General features: G+C 68.6%; 14 protein-coding genes. 10 read left to right on the top strand and 4 right to left on the bottom strand.

Translation table 11 applies throughout. The annotated features are described in order from the left end of the window. The first annotated feature begins 81 nt into the window (after positions 1-81). Positions 82-1,140: an ROK family protein gene (locus CY658_RS21525; protein ID WP_101492128.1), complete on the top strand. Its 1,059-nt coding sequence runs from the start codon at positions 82-84 to the stop codon at positions 1,138-1,140. A 13-nt stretch (positions 1,141-1,153) separates the two neighbouring features. Here CY658_RS21525 and CY658_RS21530 read toward each other — a convergent pair whose 3' ends face one another. The 4 genes from CY658_RS21530 to CY658_RS21545 all read right to left on the bottom strand — a co-directional run bounded on the left by CY658_RS21530 (position 1,154) and on the right by CY658_RS21545 (position 6,763). Next, complete coding sequence (locus CY658_RS21530; RefSeq protein WP_101492129.1) at positions 1,154-2,917, bottom strand: Ig-like domain-containing protein; 1,764 nt, start codon at positions 2,915-2,917, stop codon at positions 1,154-1,156. Between the two features lie 622 nt (positions 2,918-3,539). Then, the gene (locus CY658_RS21535; protein ID WP_101492130.1) at positions 3,540-4,919 is read right to left on the bottom strand and encodes a phospholipase D-like domain-containing protein; all 1,380 of its coding nucleotides are present in this window, start codon (positions 4,917-4,919) and stop codon (positions 3,540-3,542) included. Positions 4,920-4,945: 26 nt separating this feature from the next. Then, positions 4,946-5,614 (bottom strand): glutathione S-transferase family protein, encoded by a 669-nt coding sequence (locus CY658_RS21540; protein WP_101492131.1) that lies wholly within the window; start codon positions 5,612-5,614, stop codon positions 4,946-4,948. Between the two features lie 27 nt (positions 5,615-5,641). Beyond that, positions 5,642-6,763, bottom strand: coding sequence for a 5-methyltetrahydropteroyltriglutamate--homocysteine S-methyltransferase (locus CY658_RS21545; RefSeq protein WP_101492132.1), 1,122 nt, complete (start codon positions 6,761-6,763; stop codon positions 5,642-5,644). Between the two features lie 145 nt (positions 6,764-6,908). Between CY658_RS21545 and CY658_RS21550 the strand changes: the two genes are divergently transcribed. The 9 genes from CY658_RS21550 to CY658_RS21590 all read left to right on the top strand — a co-directional run bounded on the left by CY658_RS21550 (position 6,909) and on the right by CY658_RS21590 (position 16,567). Beyond that, positions 6,909-8,018, top strand: a complete 1,110-nt coding sequence (locus CY658_RS21550; RefSeq protein ID WP_101492133.1) for an aromatic ring-hydroxylating dioxygenase subunit alpha — start codon at positions 6,909-6,911, stop codon at positions 8,016-8,018. Beyond that, positions 8,018-8,791, top strand: a complete 774-nt coding sequence (locus CY658_RS21555) for a GntR family transcriptional regulator (protein ID WP_101492134.1) — start codon at positions 8,018-8,020, stop codon at positions 8,789-8,791. Before CY658_RS21550 ends, CY658_RS21555 begins: the two co-directional genes overlap by 1 nt. Before the next feature lie 45 nt (positions 8,792-8,836). Continuing rightward, positions 8,837-9,826: a PDR/VanB family oxidoreductase gene (locus CY658_RS21560; protein ID WP_101492135.1), complete on the top strand. Its 990-nt coding sequence runs from the start codon at positions 8,837-8,839 to the stop codon at positions 9,824-9,826. A 155-nt stretch (positions 9,827-9,981) separates the two neighbouring features. Beyond that, a complete protein-coding gene (locus CY658_RS21565) occupies positions 9,982-11,169 on the top strand; it encodes an ABC transporter substrate-binding protein (RefSeq protein ID WP_101492136.1) in 1,188 nt (395 codons plus the stop codon). A 337-nt stretch (positions 11,170-11,506) separates the two neighbouring features. Continuing rightward, entirely contained in the window at positions 11,507-12,379 is an 873-nt protein-coding gene (locus tag CY658_RS21570) for a branched-chain amino acid ABC transporter permease (RefSeq protein ID WP_101492403.1), read from the top strand. A 1-nt stretch (position 12,380) separates the two neighbouring features. Then, positions 12,381-13,367, top strand: a complete 987-nt coding sequence (locus tag CY658_RS21575) for a branched-chain amino acid ABC transporter permease (protein ID WP_101492137.1) — start codon at positions 12,381-12,383, stop codon at positions 13,365-13,367. Further along, positions 13,364-14,125 (top strand): ABC transporter ATP-binding protein, encoded by a 762-nt coding sequence (locus CY658_RS21580; protein ID WP_101492138.1) that lies wholly within the window; start codon positions 13,364-13,366, stop codon positions 14,123-14,125. The genes CY658_RS21575 and CY658_RS21580 overlap by 4 nt, the downstream gene beginning before the upstream one ends. Beyond that, entirely contained in the window at positions 14,118-14,825 is a 708-nt protein-coding gene (locus tag CY658_RS21585; RefSeq protein ID WP_101492139.1) for an ABC transporter ATP-binding protein, read from the top strand. The genes CY658_RS21580 and CY658_RS21585 overlap by 8 nt, the downstream gene beginning before the upstream one ends. 38 nt (positions 14,826-14,863) lie before the next feature. After that, positions 14,864-16,567, top strand: a complete 1,704-nt coding sequence (locus CY658_RS21590; protein ID WP_101492140.1) for a tannase/feruloyl esterase family alpha/beta hydrolase — start codon at positions 14,864-14,866, stop codon at positions 16,565-16,567. Positions 16,568-16,636 lie beyond the last annotated feature (69 nt).

Raw genomic sequence — 16,636 nt, forward strand, 5'->3', positions numbered from 1 at the left:
GGCCGTACCCGTCCGTCTCCTACACGCCGTGGTGCGCGGGGCCGATGCGCCCGGGCTGCGCAGCGGCCCATAGTGGCCGTCATGAAAAAAACAAAGCACGCGCTCCCCGGTCCCGACATCCACGGCCTGCGCGAGCTGCCCGGCCTGCGCGTGGACGGCTACAGCCTGCAGCTGCGCGACAAGGACGGCTTCGTCGGCGACCAGGCCAGCCAGACGGCGTTTCGCGAACTGCTCGAACGTTGGCGCAAGCGCCGCCGCAAGACGGGCCGCGACCCGTTGGGCAAGACCCATTCGCGCGACCTCAGCAAGAAGGACCTCGACCGCGTGCTGCAGGAAAAAACCGCGACGGCCGCCGCCGATGTGATGCATGGCGCCATCGAGGAGTTCGCCGAAGAGCTGGCCTTCGTGATCCAGCGCTTCGTGCGCCAGCCCTCGTGGCGCAAGGTGCAGCGCATCGTGGTCGGCGGCGGTTTTCCCGAGAGCGACGTGGGCGAGCGCGCGATCCTGGAGGCGGGCGCGATGCTCGAAGACCTGGGCGTGCACGTGCAACTGGGCCGGCTGTCGCACAACGTCGACGACGGCGGGCTGATCGGCTGGGTGCACCTGACGCCGCCGGCGCTGTTGAAGGGGCACGACGCGATTCTTGCGGTGGACATCGGCGGCACCAACGTGCGCTGCGGCATCGTGAAGACGCGCCATCGCAAGGCGCCCGACTTCTCGCGCGCCAAGGTGGTCCGGCGCGAGAAGTGGCGCCACGCCGACGACGGCCCGAACCGCAGCCACATGGTCGAGCGCATCGCCGACATGCTCGAGGACATGGTGATCTACGCCGAGCGCCGCAAGATCCGGCTCGCGCCTTTCATCGGCATCGGCTGTCCAGGGTTGATCCGCTCCGACGGCTCGATCGCGCGCGGCGCGCAAAACCTGCCGGGCGACTGGGAGAGTCGCGCCTTCCACCTGCCGGCCGCACTGTGGCAGCGCCTGCCGATCATCGGCTCGGGCGCGACGCTGGTGCTCATGCACAACGACGCGGTGGTGCAGGGCCTGAGCGAGCTGCCCTTCATGCGCGACGTGCGCCACTGGGGCGTGCTGACCATCGGCACTGGGCTGGGCAACGCCAGCTTCACGAACCGGCGCTGAGTTCTTCCCGCTCTTACAGATCCTCGGGCCGCAGCTCCGCGCCGACGCGCGCGATGGCTGACGCGGTGGCGACATTGCCTGCCGCATCGGTGGCACGCAGCTCGATGTTGGCCAGACCCGCGCGCGCGGGCGTCCAGTTGCAGGCGTAGGGCGCGGCGCGCAGTGCGCAGACGGTCTTGCCGTCGACGATGAAGGCCAGCTCGGCCACGCCGACATCGTCGGACGCGCTGGCCGACAGCCGCACCGGGAGGCCGGCGGCCGACGAGGCCATCGGCGGCACGTTCAGAGTCACGACCGGCGCCGTGGTGTCGGCCGGCGCGCGCACGATCACCTGCGCCGACGCGACCTCGGCATTGCCCGCGGCATCGATGGCGATCACGCGGATGATCTGCACGCCCGGCGCAGTCGGCGTCCAGTGGCAGGTGTAGGGCGGCGCGGTGAAGGTGCACAGCGGCAGGCTGTCGGTGCCGATCACCTTCACGCCGAACACGCCGACGTTGTCGACCGCGACGGGGGCCAGCGCCACCGGCTGGCCCACGGTCGCCATCGCGGGCGCGGCCAGCGACACGGCCGGCTTCTGGCTGTCGGGCACGCCCAGCGGCAGGTCGATGGTGAAGGCGGCCTGCCCTTGCACCGCCTTCTGCTCGAAGGCATCGAAGATGGTGAACCAGGTCGCGCCCGGCGCGCGGCCCGAGGCCTGGGCCTTCACGAGCAGCGTGGTCTTGCCGACGGCGAAGCAGCTGAAGCCGCAGCGCCAGTCGAAGACGAAGCGGCCTTCGGCATTCGTCGTGCCCTGTGCGATGGGCTCCAGCGGCTTGCCGGCGCCCGGGTCGCGCCACACCGAGACGGGCGCGCCGGCCAGCGCGGCGCCGCTCTCGCGTTCGGTCACGCGCACCTGCGTGGCGGTGGTCGCGGCCATGAACTTCGAGCTGCCGAGCTTGGGCCAGTCGCGCCAGTCGGTGTTGATCTGTGCCTTGGTGCCTTCGGTGAAACGGATCAGGCCGAGTGTGGCGACGCGGTTGGCGGCCGGGTCGTAGCGCTGCTCGAACACGGTGCCCAGCAGCGGGTCGAGGCGCCAGTGCTGGCGCGTCCACCAGTAGCGGTCGGTGTGCTTCACGAGGGCGAGGTCGCTGGCGGGTGCGGTCTCGGTGGTGTCGGCGACGGCGATGGCGTTGTAGTACTCGCCGGAGCCGGCGCCGAACACATGCTCCAGCTCGTGCAGCAGGGTCTTGAGCTGGCGGCCGAGGTAGTCCTTCTCGGTGGATTCGGGCGCGGCGGAGGTGATGGCGCGCGACAGGCGCAGCGGGTCGTGGATGGCGGTCCAGTTCAGGTTCCAGGTCACGCCGGTGGGCGGGAAGGTGGTGCTCGTGGTCAGGCCGCCGTGGCTGTAGCCGCGCTTCGACGGGCCGACGCACAGCACGATCTCGCCGCCGGCCACGCCGCTGAAGCCGCAGGGCGGCGCCGCGCCGGGCGCGACGATCTGCAGGTCTTTCGCGGGATCGAAGGTGAAACTGCGCACCGTCTCGCGCATAAACACGGTGTTGAGGTCGGCCACGTACTGCGCGAGCCGGCGACCGGCCTCGGGCGCGCCGATGTCGGCCGCCAGTTGCGGGTCGATGAAGAAGCGCAGGCGGTGCACGCTCGGCGTGGCGCGGCCGACTTCGTTCAGGGCCGCCCAGGTCGGGGCGGCGGACAACGGCAGCAGCAGCGCGAATGCGACGGGCAAGGCTGCGCCCAGCCGGCGCGCGAGCGCCAGCAGCGAATCCATGGAGGGCATCGATTTTTCTCCCCGTGCTCAGGGGAATCCGGCAGTGATCAACAACAAAGGGGATCGCTTCGGGCCGCGCGAAGGTGTCGCCCGGCGCCCAGCGCTCAAACCCCGCCGCGACCACCTTTGCTGGTCACGCTCCTGCATCGCATCGAGGTCGCCGAAGGCGATACGCCCTGACGGACGCCGATGCTTCTGAAGTGCGGGGAACTGGTCGCAAATTCAGGAGAGGAAGAGCAGACCGCTCATTCCCCAACGCGAAGTTGCGATAACCAGTGAACCTTTATCTTAATTTTTGACCCCCGTAGGAAGGGGGCTTGCCTCGCTGTAGTGGGTGCCTGTTATTTGGGCACTTTGTCACGACGGCGGTATTGCGCGTGCAAGCACCCTGGGGGTGCGGCGAGAAGAAAGCTCGCATCGGTTTTTCCCCGGAGCCGGGGCGCAAGATTTCCAACGGATGGCGCTTCGGTCGGCCAGACAGGCCGGGCCGGAGCGGGCTGCCCCGCGATGCAGGGGGCTCCGACAGATCGTCATCCACCGGAACCGGTGGCGATTCTAGTGGGAATGTTCAATTGGTTGCAATTGTGTTGCATTCGTGCGTCTGAAGCGATGCACGACCGTCGCTGGGCACCTACAGCTGGAACGCGACCGTCAGCAGCAGCCCTTCGGCCACGTCGCGCAGCAGCCCCGGTCGCCGCGCGCGGTAGGGCTCGCCGGCCGAGGCGGTGGCCTCGATCCACTCGGCGAACCATTCGATGTCGCTGCGGCCGTAGAACACCACGGCCGCCTCGTGGTTCAGCAGCAGGCTGCGCAGGTCGAGGTTGATCGAGCCGCACATCGCCAGTTCGTCGTCGACCACCACGGCCTTGGCGTGCGCCATGAAGGGCAGCATGCGAAAGCTCACGCCCGCGCGTGCGAGGTCGCGCATGGCGCGTGCGCGCACGAAGTCGGCGAGGCGGTGGTTCGATTGCGCGGGCATCGCGATGGTCACCTGCACACCGCGCCGCGCGGCGAGGCGCAGCGCGTCGCGCAGGCCGTCACCTGGCACGAAGTAGGGCGTGATGGCCAGCAGGCGGTGCTCGGCGCGAAAGCAGGCGTCGATGAGCAGCGCGTGCGCCGTGTCTTCGGTCTGGTCGGGGCCGCTCGGCAGGAACTGCGCCATCGCGCAGCCGGGGCCTGCGGGCACGTCGTCGGCGGTGATGGCGCGTGCCTTGCGCCCGCGCACCGAGCTCCAGTCGTGGTCGAACTGGCGCGCGGCGGCGCCGGCCACGCTGCCGCGCAGGTCGAACGACAGGTCGTGCCAGGCTTCGGGGTGGGTGTCGTTGCCGGTGAAGTACTCGCCCGCAAGGTTGCGCCCGCCCGACCAGAGCCAGCGGTCGTCGGCGATGGTGAGCTTGCGGTGGTTGCGCAGGTTGCGCGGCCCGATGCGGCGCAGGCTGAAGAAGGGGCGGAACACGGCCACCTCGCCGCCCGCCGCGCGCAGCCGGTCGAAGTGATGGCGCGGCAGCGAGAGCGCGCCGAAGCCGTCGAGCAGCACGCGCACTTTGATGCCTTCGCGCGCGCGTTTGGCAAGCCGCGCAATCACCGCGTGGCCGAGTTCGTCGTCGCCAATGATGAAGGTGCACACGTCGATGCGCTCGCGCGCGCCGTCGATCACCTCGAACAGCGCTTCGCGCGCGGCCTCGCCGTCGGCGTGCATGCGGATGGCGCAGCGACCGGGCGGCGCCAGGCCGAAGCTCTCGATGAGGTCGGCCGCCCAGTGGCCCGGCGGCATCGAACGCGGCGGCCGCGGCGCACCCGCCGGGCGCAGCTTGCGCTGGCCGAACAGCAGGTACATCGGAAGGATCACATACGGCATCAGCACCAGCCCCATGACCCATGCGATGGCGGTGGTGGGCGCGCGCTGCTCGCGGCGCGTGCGCGTGGTCAGCACATAGACCAGCAACGCGAAAGTGACGGCAAGAAAATGCTGCGAAGGGGAGGGCAGCCAGTCGAAGGCGGTGTCCGGCATGGGGCGGGTGATGCCTCGGTGCCCGCTCAGCGCTGAAGGAAGGCCGGCACGCCGCGCCCTTGCGACGCCAGGAACCGCATCATCGGATCGACCACCGCGCGCACCGCGGGCCGAGCGCCCACGCGGTCGCGCCAGGCCACGAGGCGCGGCGTGGCATCGGTCATGCCGGCGCCCTTGCGATCGGCGAACACGTGGGCCATGTAGAAGGCGATGTCGGCGAAGCCGTACGGCCCGGCCAGGTACTCGCGCGTGGCGAGCAGGTCTTCCATCTCTTCGTAGAAGCGCGCACACGCGGCGCATGCGGCCATGGCCGGCGCGCTCTGCATGTCGTGCTGCAGGCCGAAGAGCTTGACGACGTTCGGGAAGAACAGCTCGTCCGATCTCTGCTCCAGCTGTCGCGCGCGGGCCCGGTCGGCAATGCCTTCAGGCCACAACGCAGGCTGCGGGTAGCGGTCTTCGAGGTACTCGAAGATCTGCGTCGAGTCGAACAGCGCCACCTCGTTGTCGACCAGCACCGGCACCTGCTGCTTCACCGGGTTCACGCGCAGCACCTCGGGGTGCCGGGGCTCGTAGGCGTCGTCGGTGGTGAACGGCACCATGATGAGCTCGAAGGTGATGCCTTTTTCGTACGCGGCGATCTGCACCTTCGCGCCGAACATGCTGAGGGGGCCGGAGTAAATCTGCGTCGTCGTCATGCCCCCGACTTCAACAGAAAGCGCGCGTCAGGTCGAGCCCCAGACTTCCTGCGCGGTTTCGACCACGAGCCGCAGCTTGTTGCGCTGCGCTTCGACGGCGATGTTGTTGCCGTGCACCGTGCTGGAGAAGCCGCACTGCGGCGACAGCGCGAGCTGTTCGAGCGGCGCGTACTTGGCGGCCTCTTCGATGCGGCGCTTGAGCTCGTCCTTGTCTTCCATCTCGCCGAACTTGGTGGTCACGAGGCCGAGCACCACGGTCTTGCCCTTGGGCAGGTAGCGCAGCGGCTTGAAGTCGCCCGAGCGCGCGTCGTCGTACTCCATGAAGTAGGCGTCGAGGTCCATCTCCTTCAGAAGCGCCTCGGCCACGGGCTCGTAGTTGCCGGCGGCGGCGTGCGTGCTCTTGAAGTTGCCGCGGCACAGGTGCATGGCCAGCAGCATGCCCGGTGGCTTCTGCGCCACCACCTTGTTGATGAATGCTGCATAGCGGTGCGGCAGTTCGTTCGGGTCGTCACCGCGCTTGCGGGCGGCTTCGCGCATGTGCTCGTCGCACAGGTAGGCGAGGTTGGTGTCGTCCATCTGCACGTAGGTGCAGCCGGCTGCAGCCAGCGAGCGCAGTTCGTCGCCATAGGCCTTGGCCACGTCGTCGTAGAAGGTCGGGTCGAGCTCGGGGTAGGCCTCTTTGCTGATGCCGGCGCGGCCACCGCGGAAGTGCAGCATCGTCGGCGAAGGAATGGTCACCTTCGGCGTGCGGCCGGCCGACACCTGGCTCTTGAGGTACTGGAAGTCGGCGAGCTGGATGTCCTTCACGTGGCGCACCTTGTCGAGCACGCGCATCGCGGGCGGCGCCAGTTCCTCGGTGCCGTCGGGGCGGCGGATGGTGACCGGAATGTCGGTCTTCACGCCGCCGAGCTGGTCGAGGAAGTCGATGTGGAAGTAGGTGCGGCGGAACTCGCCGTCGGTGATGCTCTTCAGGCCGATGTCTTCCTGGAAGCGGACGATCTCGGTGATGGCCTTGTCTTCGACCTCGCGCAGTTGCTCGGGCGTGATCTGGCCCTTGGCTTTCTGCTCGCGTGCTTCAAGCAGGTATTGCGGGCGCAGGAAGCTGCCCACGTGGTCGTAGCGGGCGGGCAGGGCGGCATGCTGGGACATGGAATGAACTCCGTCGTGACTGTGAACGAGCGGAATCCTAGCGCCTTCGCGCGAAGCTTGTTTGTATACGTCGAACTCGGTGTTTACCCTCGAATAATGGGTTGTACGCTGGAATTTCTCGCTGTTATGTATACATTGCGTATTCATGAAGACGCCCACGACCGCCTTTCCGCTCAACGCCTGGTATGCCGCCGCCTACGACGTCGAAGTGCGCCACGCGCTGCTGCCGCGCACGATCTGCAGCCAGAAGCTGGTGATGTTCCGCCGCACCGACGGCCAGGTGGCCGCGCTCGAAGACGCCTGCTGGCACCGGCTGATGCCGCTGTCGCTGGGCCGCCTCGAAGGCGACGAGCTGGTCTGCGGCTACCACGGCCTGGTCTACAACAGCCAGGGCCGCTGCACCCACATGCCGAGCCAGGAAACGCTCAACCCCTCGGCCTGCGTGCGCAGCTTTCCGGTGGTCGAGAAGCACCGCTTCGTGTGGATCTGGCCCGGCGACCCGGCCAAGGCCGACCCCGCGCTCGTGCCCGACATGCACTGGAACGACGACGCTGCCTGGGCCGGCGACGGCAAGATGATTCGCGTCAACTGCGACTACCGCCTCGTGGTCGACAACCTCATGGACCTCACGCACGAGACCTTCGTGCACGGCTCGTCGATCGGCAACCGCGAAGTGGCCGAAGCGCCCTTCGTGGCCACGCACGGCGACCGCTCGGCCACCGTCACGCGCTGGATGGAGAACATCGACGCGCCGCCGTTCTGGGGCAACCAGATCCGCCATGCGCGCGGCTACACGGGCAAGGTCGACCGCTGGCAGATCATCCGTTTCGAAGGCCCGTGCACGGTGAACATCGACGTCGGCGTGGCCGAGGCGGGCAGCGGTGCGGTGCCGTCGGGCAGCAACCCCGGCGACCGCAGCAAGGGCGTCAACGGCTATGTGCTCAACACCATCACGCCCGAGACCGACAAGACCTGCCTGTACTTCTGGGCCTTTGCGCGCAACTACTGCCTGGGTGAACAGCGCCTCACGCACGAACTGCGCGAAGGCGTGTCGGGCATCTTCCGCGAGGACGAGATCGTGCTCGAGGCGCAGCAGAAAGCCATCGACGAGCACCCCGACCACCAGTTCTACAACCTCAACATCGACGCCGGCTCGATGTGGGCGCGCCGCCTCATCGACCGCATGATCGAGAAGGAGCGGCCCGCGCGTGCCGCGATCCCGATCCGCCCCGTCGAAACGACACAGGCCGCGTGATGAAGGTCGCCCCCCTGACTTCTGCGGAGCCCGGCGACAGCGGCAGCTCGCAGGCCGTGAAGGCGCAGTTGCGGTTGCGCGAAATGATTCTGGCGGGCGAGCTGCCCGGCGGCGCACGCATTGCCGAGGTCGCCATCTCCGAGCAACTCGGCGTGTCGCGCACGCCGGTGCGCAGCGCGCTGATGCGCCTCGAGCAGGAAGGGTTGCTCGAAGCCTTGCCCAACGGCGGCTATGCGGTGCGCACCTTTTCCGAACGCGATGTGGCCGACGCCATCGAACTGCGCGGCACGCTCGAAGGCCTCGTGGCGCGGCTCGCGGCCGAACGCGGTGCGGCGCCCGTGGTGCTGCGCGAGGCGCGCGCCTGTCTCACGCGCATCGACGAGCTGCTGCGCGAGCCCGCGCTCGACGACGCGGCCTTCTCGCGCTACGTGACGCACAACGAAAAATTCCACGCGCTGCTGTGCGAGATGGCGGGCAGCCCCCTCATCGCGCAGCAGCTCGAACGCGTGGTCAACCTGCCGTTCGCCTCGCCCTCGGGCTTCGTCATCGTGCAGGCCAATTCGCCGGCCGCGCGCGACATGCTCGTGATCGCGCAGGACCAGCACCTGCAGGTGCTCGACGCCATCGAGTCCGGCGAGGGCTCGCGCGCCGAGGCGCTGATGCGCGAGCACAGCCGCATCGCACGGCGCAACCTGCGCGAGGCGCTGCACGGCACGCCGAGCGCCGAGCAGCGTCCGCTGCCGGGCGTGCAACTGATCCGCCGTCGCGGCTGATCGACGACGTTCTTCCTTCTTTCTTTCCCTGCTGGTGTTCCCCCGATGAAAAGCGATCTCCAATGGATGCAGGCGCAGATCGTGGCGCTGCGCGACGTCACGCCCACCGTGCGCGAATTCACGCTGCGCCCCGACGCCGACTTTGTCGCCGCACATGAGCCCGGCGCCCACCTGCAGGTGCAGGTGATGACCGAGCAGGGCCGCGTGCAGACGCGCTCGTACTCGCTGGTGGGCGAGGGCGACGGCAGTTGCTGGCGCATCGCCGTCAAGCGGCTGGACGACGGTCGTGGCGGCTCGCGCGCGATGTGGCGGCTGGCCGTGGGCGACCGGCTGCAGGTGAGCGCGCCGCAGAACCACTTTCCGCTCGACCTCGCGGCGCCCGGCTACCTGCTGGTGGCGGGCGGCATCGGCATCACGCCGCTGGTGCTGATGGCGCAGCGCCTCGGCGCGCTGGCGCTACGCCGCGGCGTGCCGGTGTCGATGCTGTACGGCGCGCGCCACGCGGGCGAGTTCGGCTACCTCGACACCCTGCGCGAGGCATTGGGCGAAGCCGGCGTGCAGGCGCACGAAGGCGCCGCCCCCATCGACTTCGACGCTGCCATCGCCGCGCTGCCGCCCGGCGGCCAGCTCTACACCTGCGGCCCCGTGCCGATGCTCGAAGCCGTCAAGCGCGCCTGGGCCGCGGCCGGCCGGCCGCTCGCCGACCTGCGCTTCGAAACCTTCGGCAGCAGCGGGCGCCTCGCGACGCAGGCCTTCACCGTGCGCATTCCGCGCCACGACCTGTCGATCACCGTGCCGGCCGACTGCACGCTGCTCGACGCGCTCGATGCCGCCGGCGTGCAGACCCTGTCGGATTGCAAGCGCGGCGAGTGCGGCCTGTGCGCCATGGACGTGCTCGCGGTCGACGGCGAAGTCGACCACCGCGACGTGTTCCTGAGCCCGCACGAGAAGCAGGCAACCACGCGCATCTGTGCCTGCGTGTCACGCGCCGTGGGTACGCTCACCCTCGATTCCGCCTACCGTCCCGACCGCTGAAAACATCGGTTGCGCGATCATCGCGCAACCATTCGATTGATCGCGCAACAAAGTCCCGTGCGGCGGGTGGGTAGGTGGTTGCCTTCTCCGCCAATTGTTGCGAATTGTTCAAAATACGCCCGGTTTCGCGTTCCGTCCCTCAAAGGAAAAATTCCATGCAAAGACGCCATCTCATCCAGACCGCCGGCCTTTCGGCGATTGCGCTCGCCACCGCGCTGTCGCTGCCTGCGGCCAGCGCCCAGGACAACAGCAAGTTCAAGATCGGCCTGATCCTGCCGATGACGGGCCAGTCGGCCTCCACCGGCCGCCAGATCGAGGCCGCCGCGCGCCTGTACATGGCGCAGAACGGCGACACCGTGGCCGGCAAGAAGGTCGAGCTGATCGTGAAGGACGACACCGGCCTGCCCGACGTGACCAAGCGCCTGGCGCAGGAACTCATCGTCAACGAGAAGGTCAACGTGATTGCCGGCTTCGGCATCACCCCGGCTGCGCTGGCCGCCGCGCCGCTGGCCACGCAGTCGAAGACGCCGCAGGTCGTGATGGCCGCCGCCACCTCGAGCATCACCGAAGCCTCGCCCTACATCGTGCGCAGCAGCTTCACGCTGCCGCAGGTGTCGGTGGTGATGGGCGACTGGGCGCCGAAGAACGGAGTGAAGTCGGTCGTGACGCTGGTCACCGACTACGGCCCCGGCAACGACGCCGAGAAGTTCTTCAGCGAGCGCTTCCAGCTCAACGGCGGCAAGGTGCTCGAGAAGCTGCGCGTGCCGCTGCGCAACCCCGACTTCGCGCCGTTCCTGCAGAAGGTGCGCGACGCCAAGCCCGACGCGCTGTTCGTCTTCGTGCCCTCGGGCGCGGGCGCGGCGGTGATGAAGCAGTTCCTGGAACGCGGCATGGACAAGGCCGGCATCAAGATGATCGCCACCGGCGACGTGACCGACGACGATCAACTCAACGATATGGGCGACGGCGCGCTGGGCGTGGTCACCTCGCACCACTACTCGGCCGCGCACCCCTCGGCGCTCAACAAGAAGTTCGTCGAGGCCTTCCAGAAAGCCAACCCCAAGATGCGCCCCAACTTCATGGCCGTGGGCGGCTATGACGGCATGCGCGTGATCTACGAAGCCCTCAAGACCACCAAGGGCCAGGGCGGTGGCGAAGCACTGCTGGCCGCCATGAAGGGCCAGGTCTTCGAGAGCCCGCGCGGGCAGGTGCTGATCGATGCACAGACGCGCGACATCGTGCAGGACGTGTACCTGCGCAAGGTTGAAAAGAAGGACGGGCAGCTCTACAACGTCGAGTTCGACGTGATCAAGGGCGTGAAGGACCCGGGCAAGGCGAAGTAATTTTTGCTTCGTCGCGTGGGAGCGCTGCTGTTCAGGGCGACGCTCCCGCCGACGGGGAACCTTGCTCCGCGAATGTCCCCCGGGGCTTCGCCCCTCCTCCTTGATTTCGCTGCGCAAGGCACCCCATCGACGTGAGCGTGTTCAGAGCACTGGTTGATCGGCTGTGATCCGACAGCGTGCCTTGTGCGCAGGGCACTGGGTGCTTCCCGCAGCGAAATCAAGGAGGAGCGAAGCGGGGGACATTCGCGGAGGGAAGTACCCGGTGGCCTGCGCACCCGCCCTGAACAGCATCACCCCGAACAGCAGCATCCAGAACGAACGCACCCAGACAACCGACATGCTGACCATTCTTTTCGACGGCATCGCCTACGGCATGCTGCTCTTCGTCCTCGCCGTGGGGCTGGCCGTGACGCTCGGGCTGATGAACTTCATCAACCTCGCGCACGGTGCCTTTGCCATGGCCGGCGGCTACCTCACCGTGTTCGCGATGCAGAAGCTGGGCTTGCCGTTCCTGGCCTGCCTGCCGCTCGCGTTCATCGTCGTCGGGCTGGCCGGCGCGCTGCTGGAGCGCACGCTCTACCGGCCGATGTACGGCAAGCCGCACCTGGACCAGGTGCTGTTCTCCATCGGGCTGGCGTTCATGGCCGTCGCGGCCGTCGACTACTTTGTTGGCTCGTCGCAGCAGAACCTGCAGCTGCCCGAGTGGCTGCGCGGACGCAGCGAATTCGGCGACGGTGCGTTCCTGCTGGGCATGGGCCACTACCGCATCTTCATCATCGCCGTGTGCGCCGTGCTCACCGTGGTGCTGCAGCTCATCCTCTCGAAGACGCGCTTCGGCAGCCGCCTGCGCGCCGCCGTCGACGACCCGCGCGTGGCGGCCGGGCTGGGCATCAACGTCAACATCGTGTTCCTGCTGACCTTCGCCGTGGGCTCGGGCCTGGCCGGGCTGGGCGGCGCACTGGGCGCGGAAATCCTCGGGCTCGACCCGACCTTCCCGCTCAAGTACATGATCTATTTCCTCATCGTGGTCTCGGTCGGCGGCACCTCGTCGATCACCGGGCCGCTCGCCGCCGCACTGCTGCTCGGCATTGCCGACGTGGCGGGCAAGTACTTCATTCCGAAGATGGGCGCGTTCACCGTCTACCTGCTCATGATCCTGATCCTCATGTGGCGGCCGCAAGGCCTGTTCACGCGCAAGGGAGGCCGTTGACATGAGCGCGCCTGCCTATGAATCGGCCCTGCTGCGCACCGCGCGCTGGCGGCCCTGGGAGTTCGTGATCTGGGCCGTGGCCTTCGCGCTGCCGCTGGCCATGCCCTCGCATTCGCTGCTGGTCAACGAGATCGCCATCGTCGCGCTGTTCGCGATGTCGCTCGACCTGATCCTCGGCTACACCGGCATCGTGTCGCTTGGCCATGCGGCCTTCTTCGGCTTCGGTGCGTATGCCGCCGCGCTGTTCGCCAAGCTCGTCATGCCCGACCCGACCGTGGGCCTTGTGTTCGCCACCGTGCTGTCGGCGCTGCTGGGCCTCGTGGCCAGCGTGACCATCTTGCGCGGCAGCGACCTCACGCGGCTCATGGTCACGCTGGGCACCGCGCTGCTGCTGCTCGAACTGGCCAACAAGCTCGACTGGCTCACCGGCGGCGCCGACGGCCTGCAGGGCGTGGTCATGGGGCCGGTGCTCGGCCTCTTCGAGTTCGACCTCTACGGCCGCACGGCCGCCTGGTACTCGCTGGCCGTGATGCTCGTGCTGTTCCTCGTGATGCGCCGCATCGTGCACTCGCCCTTCGGCGCCACGCTCAAGGCGATTCGCGACAACCGGCTGCGTGCCATGGCCATCGGCATCCCGGTGGTGTCGCGGCTCGCCGTGGTCTACACCGTGGCCGCCGGCATCGCGGGCGCGGCGGGCGCGTTGCTGGCACAGACCACCGGCTTCGCCTCGCTCGACGTGCTGGCCTTCGACCGCTCGGCCGATGTGCTGCTGATGCTGGTCATCGGCGGCGTGGGCTGGCTGTATGGCGGCGTCACCGGCGCCATCGTCTTCAAGCTGCTGCAGAACTGGCTGTCGTCGGTCACGCCGCAGTACTGGATGTTCTGGATCGGCCTGATCCTTGTGCTGCTGGTGCTCGTGGGGCGCGATCGGTTGCTGAAACCATGGACGTGGTTCGGCGCCGGAAAAAAGAGGGGCGGTGCCGCATGAGCGATACCGTGCTCTCGACCCAAGGCCTCGTGATGCGCTTCGGTGGCATCACCGCCACGAACAACGTCACGATGGAACTGAAGCGCGGCGCGCGCCATGCGCTCATCGGACCGAACGGCGCCGGCAAGACCACGCTGATCAACCTGCTGACGGGCGTGCTTACGCCGACCGAAGGCCGCATCTCGCTGCTCGGCGAAGACATCACCACGCTCGCGCCGCACAAGCGCGTGGCGCGCGGGCTGGTGCGCACCTTCCAGATCAACCAGCTCTTCGATTCGATGACGCCGCTGGAAACGCTGGCGCTCGTGGTGTCGCAACAGAAGGGCATCGCCGCGCAATGGTGGCGTCCGCTGGGTGCGGACAAGCGCATCGCGGAGCGGGCAGGGCAACTGCTGGAGCAGTTCCACCTCGCCGACGTCGCGCAGCAGCAGACCAAGTTCATGGCCTACGGCAAGCGCCGCCTGCTGGAGATTGCGATTGCGCTGGCTTGTGAGCCGCGCGTGCTGCTGCTCGACGAGCCCGTGGCGGGCGTGCCCGCCGGCGAGCGCGAAGAGCTGCTGCAGACCGTGGCCGCGCTGCCGTCCGATGTGTCGGTGCTGCTCATCGAGCACGACATGGACCTGGTGTTCAGCTTTGCCGACCGCATGACGGTGCTGGTCAACGGCGCGCTGCTGACCGAGGGCGACCCGGAAACCATCGCCAACGACCCGAAAGTGAAAGAGGTCTACCTGGGCCACGGAGAACACGCCCATGTCTGAACTCTTGCGCATCGATAACCTGAGCGCCGGCTACGGCGAGGCCGTGGTGCTGCACGACGTGGCCTTCACGCTCGGCGAGGGCCAGACGCTCGCGCTGCTGGGCCGCAACGGCACCGGCAAGACCACGCTCATCAACACGCTGGCCGGTGCCACGCGCCAGCACGGCGGCACCATCGCGCTCGGCGGGCAGGCGGCGCTGCACAAGCTGCAGCCGCACCAGCGCGCGGCGGCGGGCATCGGCTGGGTGCCGCAGGAGCGCAACATCTTCAAGTCGCTCACGGTGCACGAGAACCTCACGGCGGTGGAGCGGCCGGGCAAGTGGAACCCGCAGCGCGTCTACGAGATGTTCCCGCGCCTGGCGGAGCGCAAGACCAACCTGGGCACGCAGCTCTCGGGCGGCGAGCAGCAGATGCTGGCCGTGGGCCGCGCGCTGGTGCTCAACCCCAAGCTGCTGCTGCTCGACGAGCCGCTCGAAGGGCTCGCGCCCATCATCGTGGAAGAGCTGCTGCGCGCCATTCGCCGCATCACGCAGGACGAGGGGCTGGCCGCGATCATCGTGGAGCAGCACCCGCAGGCGATCCTCGCGATTTCCGACCATGCCGTGGTGCTCGACCACGGGACCATCGTGCACACCGACACGGCGGCGGCGCTGCGCGCGCAGCCGGAGGTGCTGGATCGGTTGCTGGGCGTGGCGCGGTAGCAGCGGCCACTCACAACGAACCACAAGGAGACAGACAGATGGCGATCCCCCCAACAGTGTTCAGCGGGGGCGCCATGCTGGCGACCGCCGCCTTGCTCGCCGCATGCGGCACCGCCCCGACCGGCCCCACGCGCCTCGGCCTCGGCGCCGATCCGGCGCAGGCTTGCGCGGCGCTCACCGCACCGGTGGCGGCCACCGCCATCGGCCTGCCCAGCGGTGCGGCGACGATCGATTCCGCGGCGCTCGTGCCGGCGTCCGCGCTCGCCGTGGCCGAGCGCGGCCCCAGCCCCGCGTCGCGCATCACGCCGGCGATGCCCGCGTACTGCAAGGTGCTCGGGCGCATCGCACCGGTCGACGCGAGCGCGCCGCCGATCCTGTTCCAGGTCAACCTGCCGCTCGCATGGAACGGGCGCAGCGTGCAGTACGGCGGCGGGGGCTTCAACGGCACGCTGATCACCGGCCTTTCGCTGGTGCCCGCCGCACGCTTCGACCTGCCCACGCCGCTCGCGCAGGGCTACGTGACCTACGGCACCGACTCGGGCCACCAGAACGTGCAGGGCCAGCCGCCGCAGGCCTTTGCGCTCAACGACGAGGCGCTCGTGAACTTCGCGCATGCCTCGTACAAGAAGGTGCGCGACGTGGCGGTGGCGTTGACGCAGCGCGCCTACGGCCACGCGCCGCAGAGGCTCTACTTCATGGGCAGCTCCGAAGGCGGGCGCGAGGCGCTCACGATGGCGCAGCGCTATCCGCAGGACTTCGACGGCATCTTCAGCCGCGTGCCGGTGATCAACTGGACCGGGCTGCAGCACGCGGGCACGCGCAACGGCATCGCCACCTTCGGCGAAGGCTGGCTGCGGCCCGCGCAGGTGCAGCTGGTGCACAGCGCCGTGCTTGCGTCGTGCGACGCGACGGATGGCGTGGCCGACCGCATCGTGTCGAACCCGGTGGCCTGCCTGCAGCGCTTCGACCCGGCCACCTTGCGCTGCGCGTCGGGCACGAGCGGCGACAATTGCCTCAACGACGCGCAGGTGCAGGCGGTGCGCACGCTGCGCTCGCCGTGGCGCTCGCCCGTGCCGCTGGCGCATGGCGTCACCGAGTACCCGGGTTGGGGCATCGGCGGCGAAGGCACGCCGGCTTTCGCGTCGATGGGTGGCTGGAACGCGTGGTGGACCGGCACCGCCGCGCCGACCGTGCCGCCGCAACCGAGCAACGGCATCGCGTGGTTCTATGGCAGCGGGGCGCTGCAGTATTTCTATGCGCGCAATCCGTCGCTCGACGTGCGCAACTACCGCGCCGAAGACTTCGCCGCGCGCATCGCCACCGTGTCGCAGCTGATGGACTCGACCAACCCCGACCTCAGCGCCTTCCACGCGCGCGGTGGCAAGCTCCTCGTGCTGGAGCACATGGCCGACTACGCACAGAGCCCGTTCGCGGGCATCCGCTACTACGAGTCGGTGGTGGCGCGCATGGGCCGCGAGAACGTGGACCGCTTCATGCGCCTGTACACCGCGCCCGGGGTCGACCATGTGGGCAGCGGCGCACCGGCCAACGTCGACATGCTCGGCGCGCTGGCCGACTGGGTCGAGCGCGGGCGTGCGCCGGTCGGGCTGCAACTGCTCGAACAAGAAGTGCAGGCGCCGTTCAAGACCACGCGTGCGCGTCCGCTGTGCGAGTGGCCGCTGTGGCCGCGCTACGTGAGTGGCGATGCCTCGCAGGCGGCGAGCTTCCAGTGCAGCCGGTAGCGGCCGCTTGAATCGGCCGCGATCTTCAAGGGGCGATTGAAAGAGTTTCCGGGCGCGGGGGCTTTTTCA

It is taken from the genome of Variovorax sp. RO1 (assembly GCF_002849325.1).
Classification (GTDB): Bacteria; Pseudomonadota; Gammaproteobacteria; order Burkholderiales; family Burkholderiaceae_C; genus Variovorax.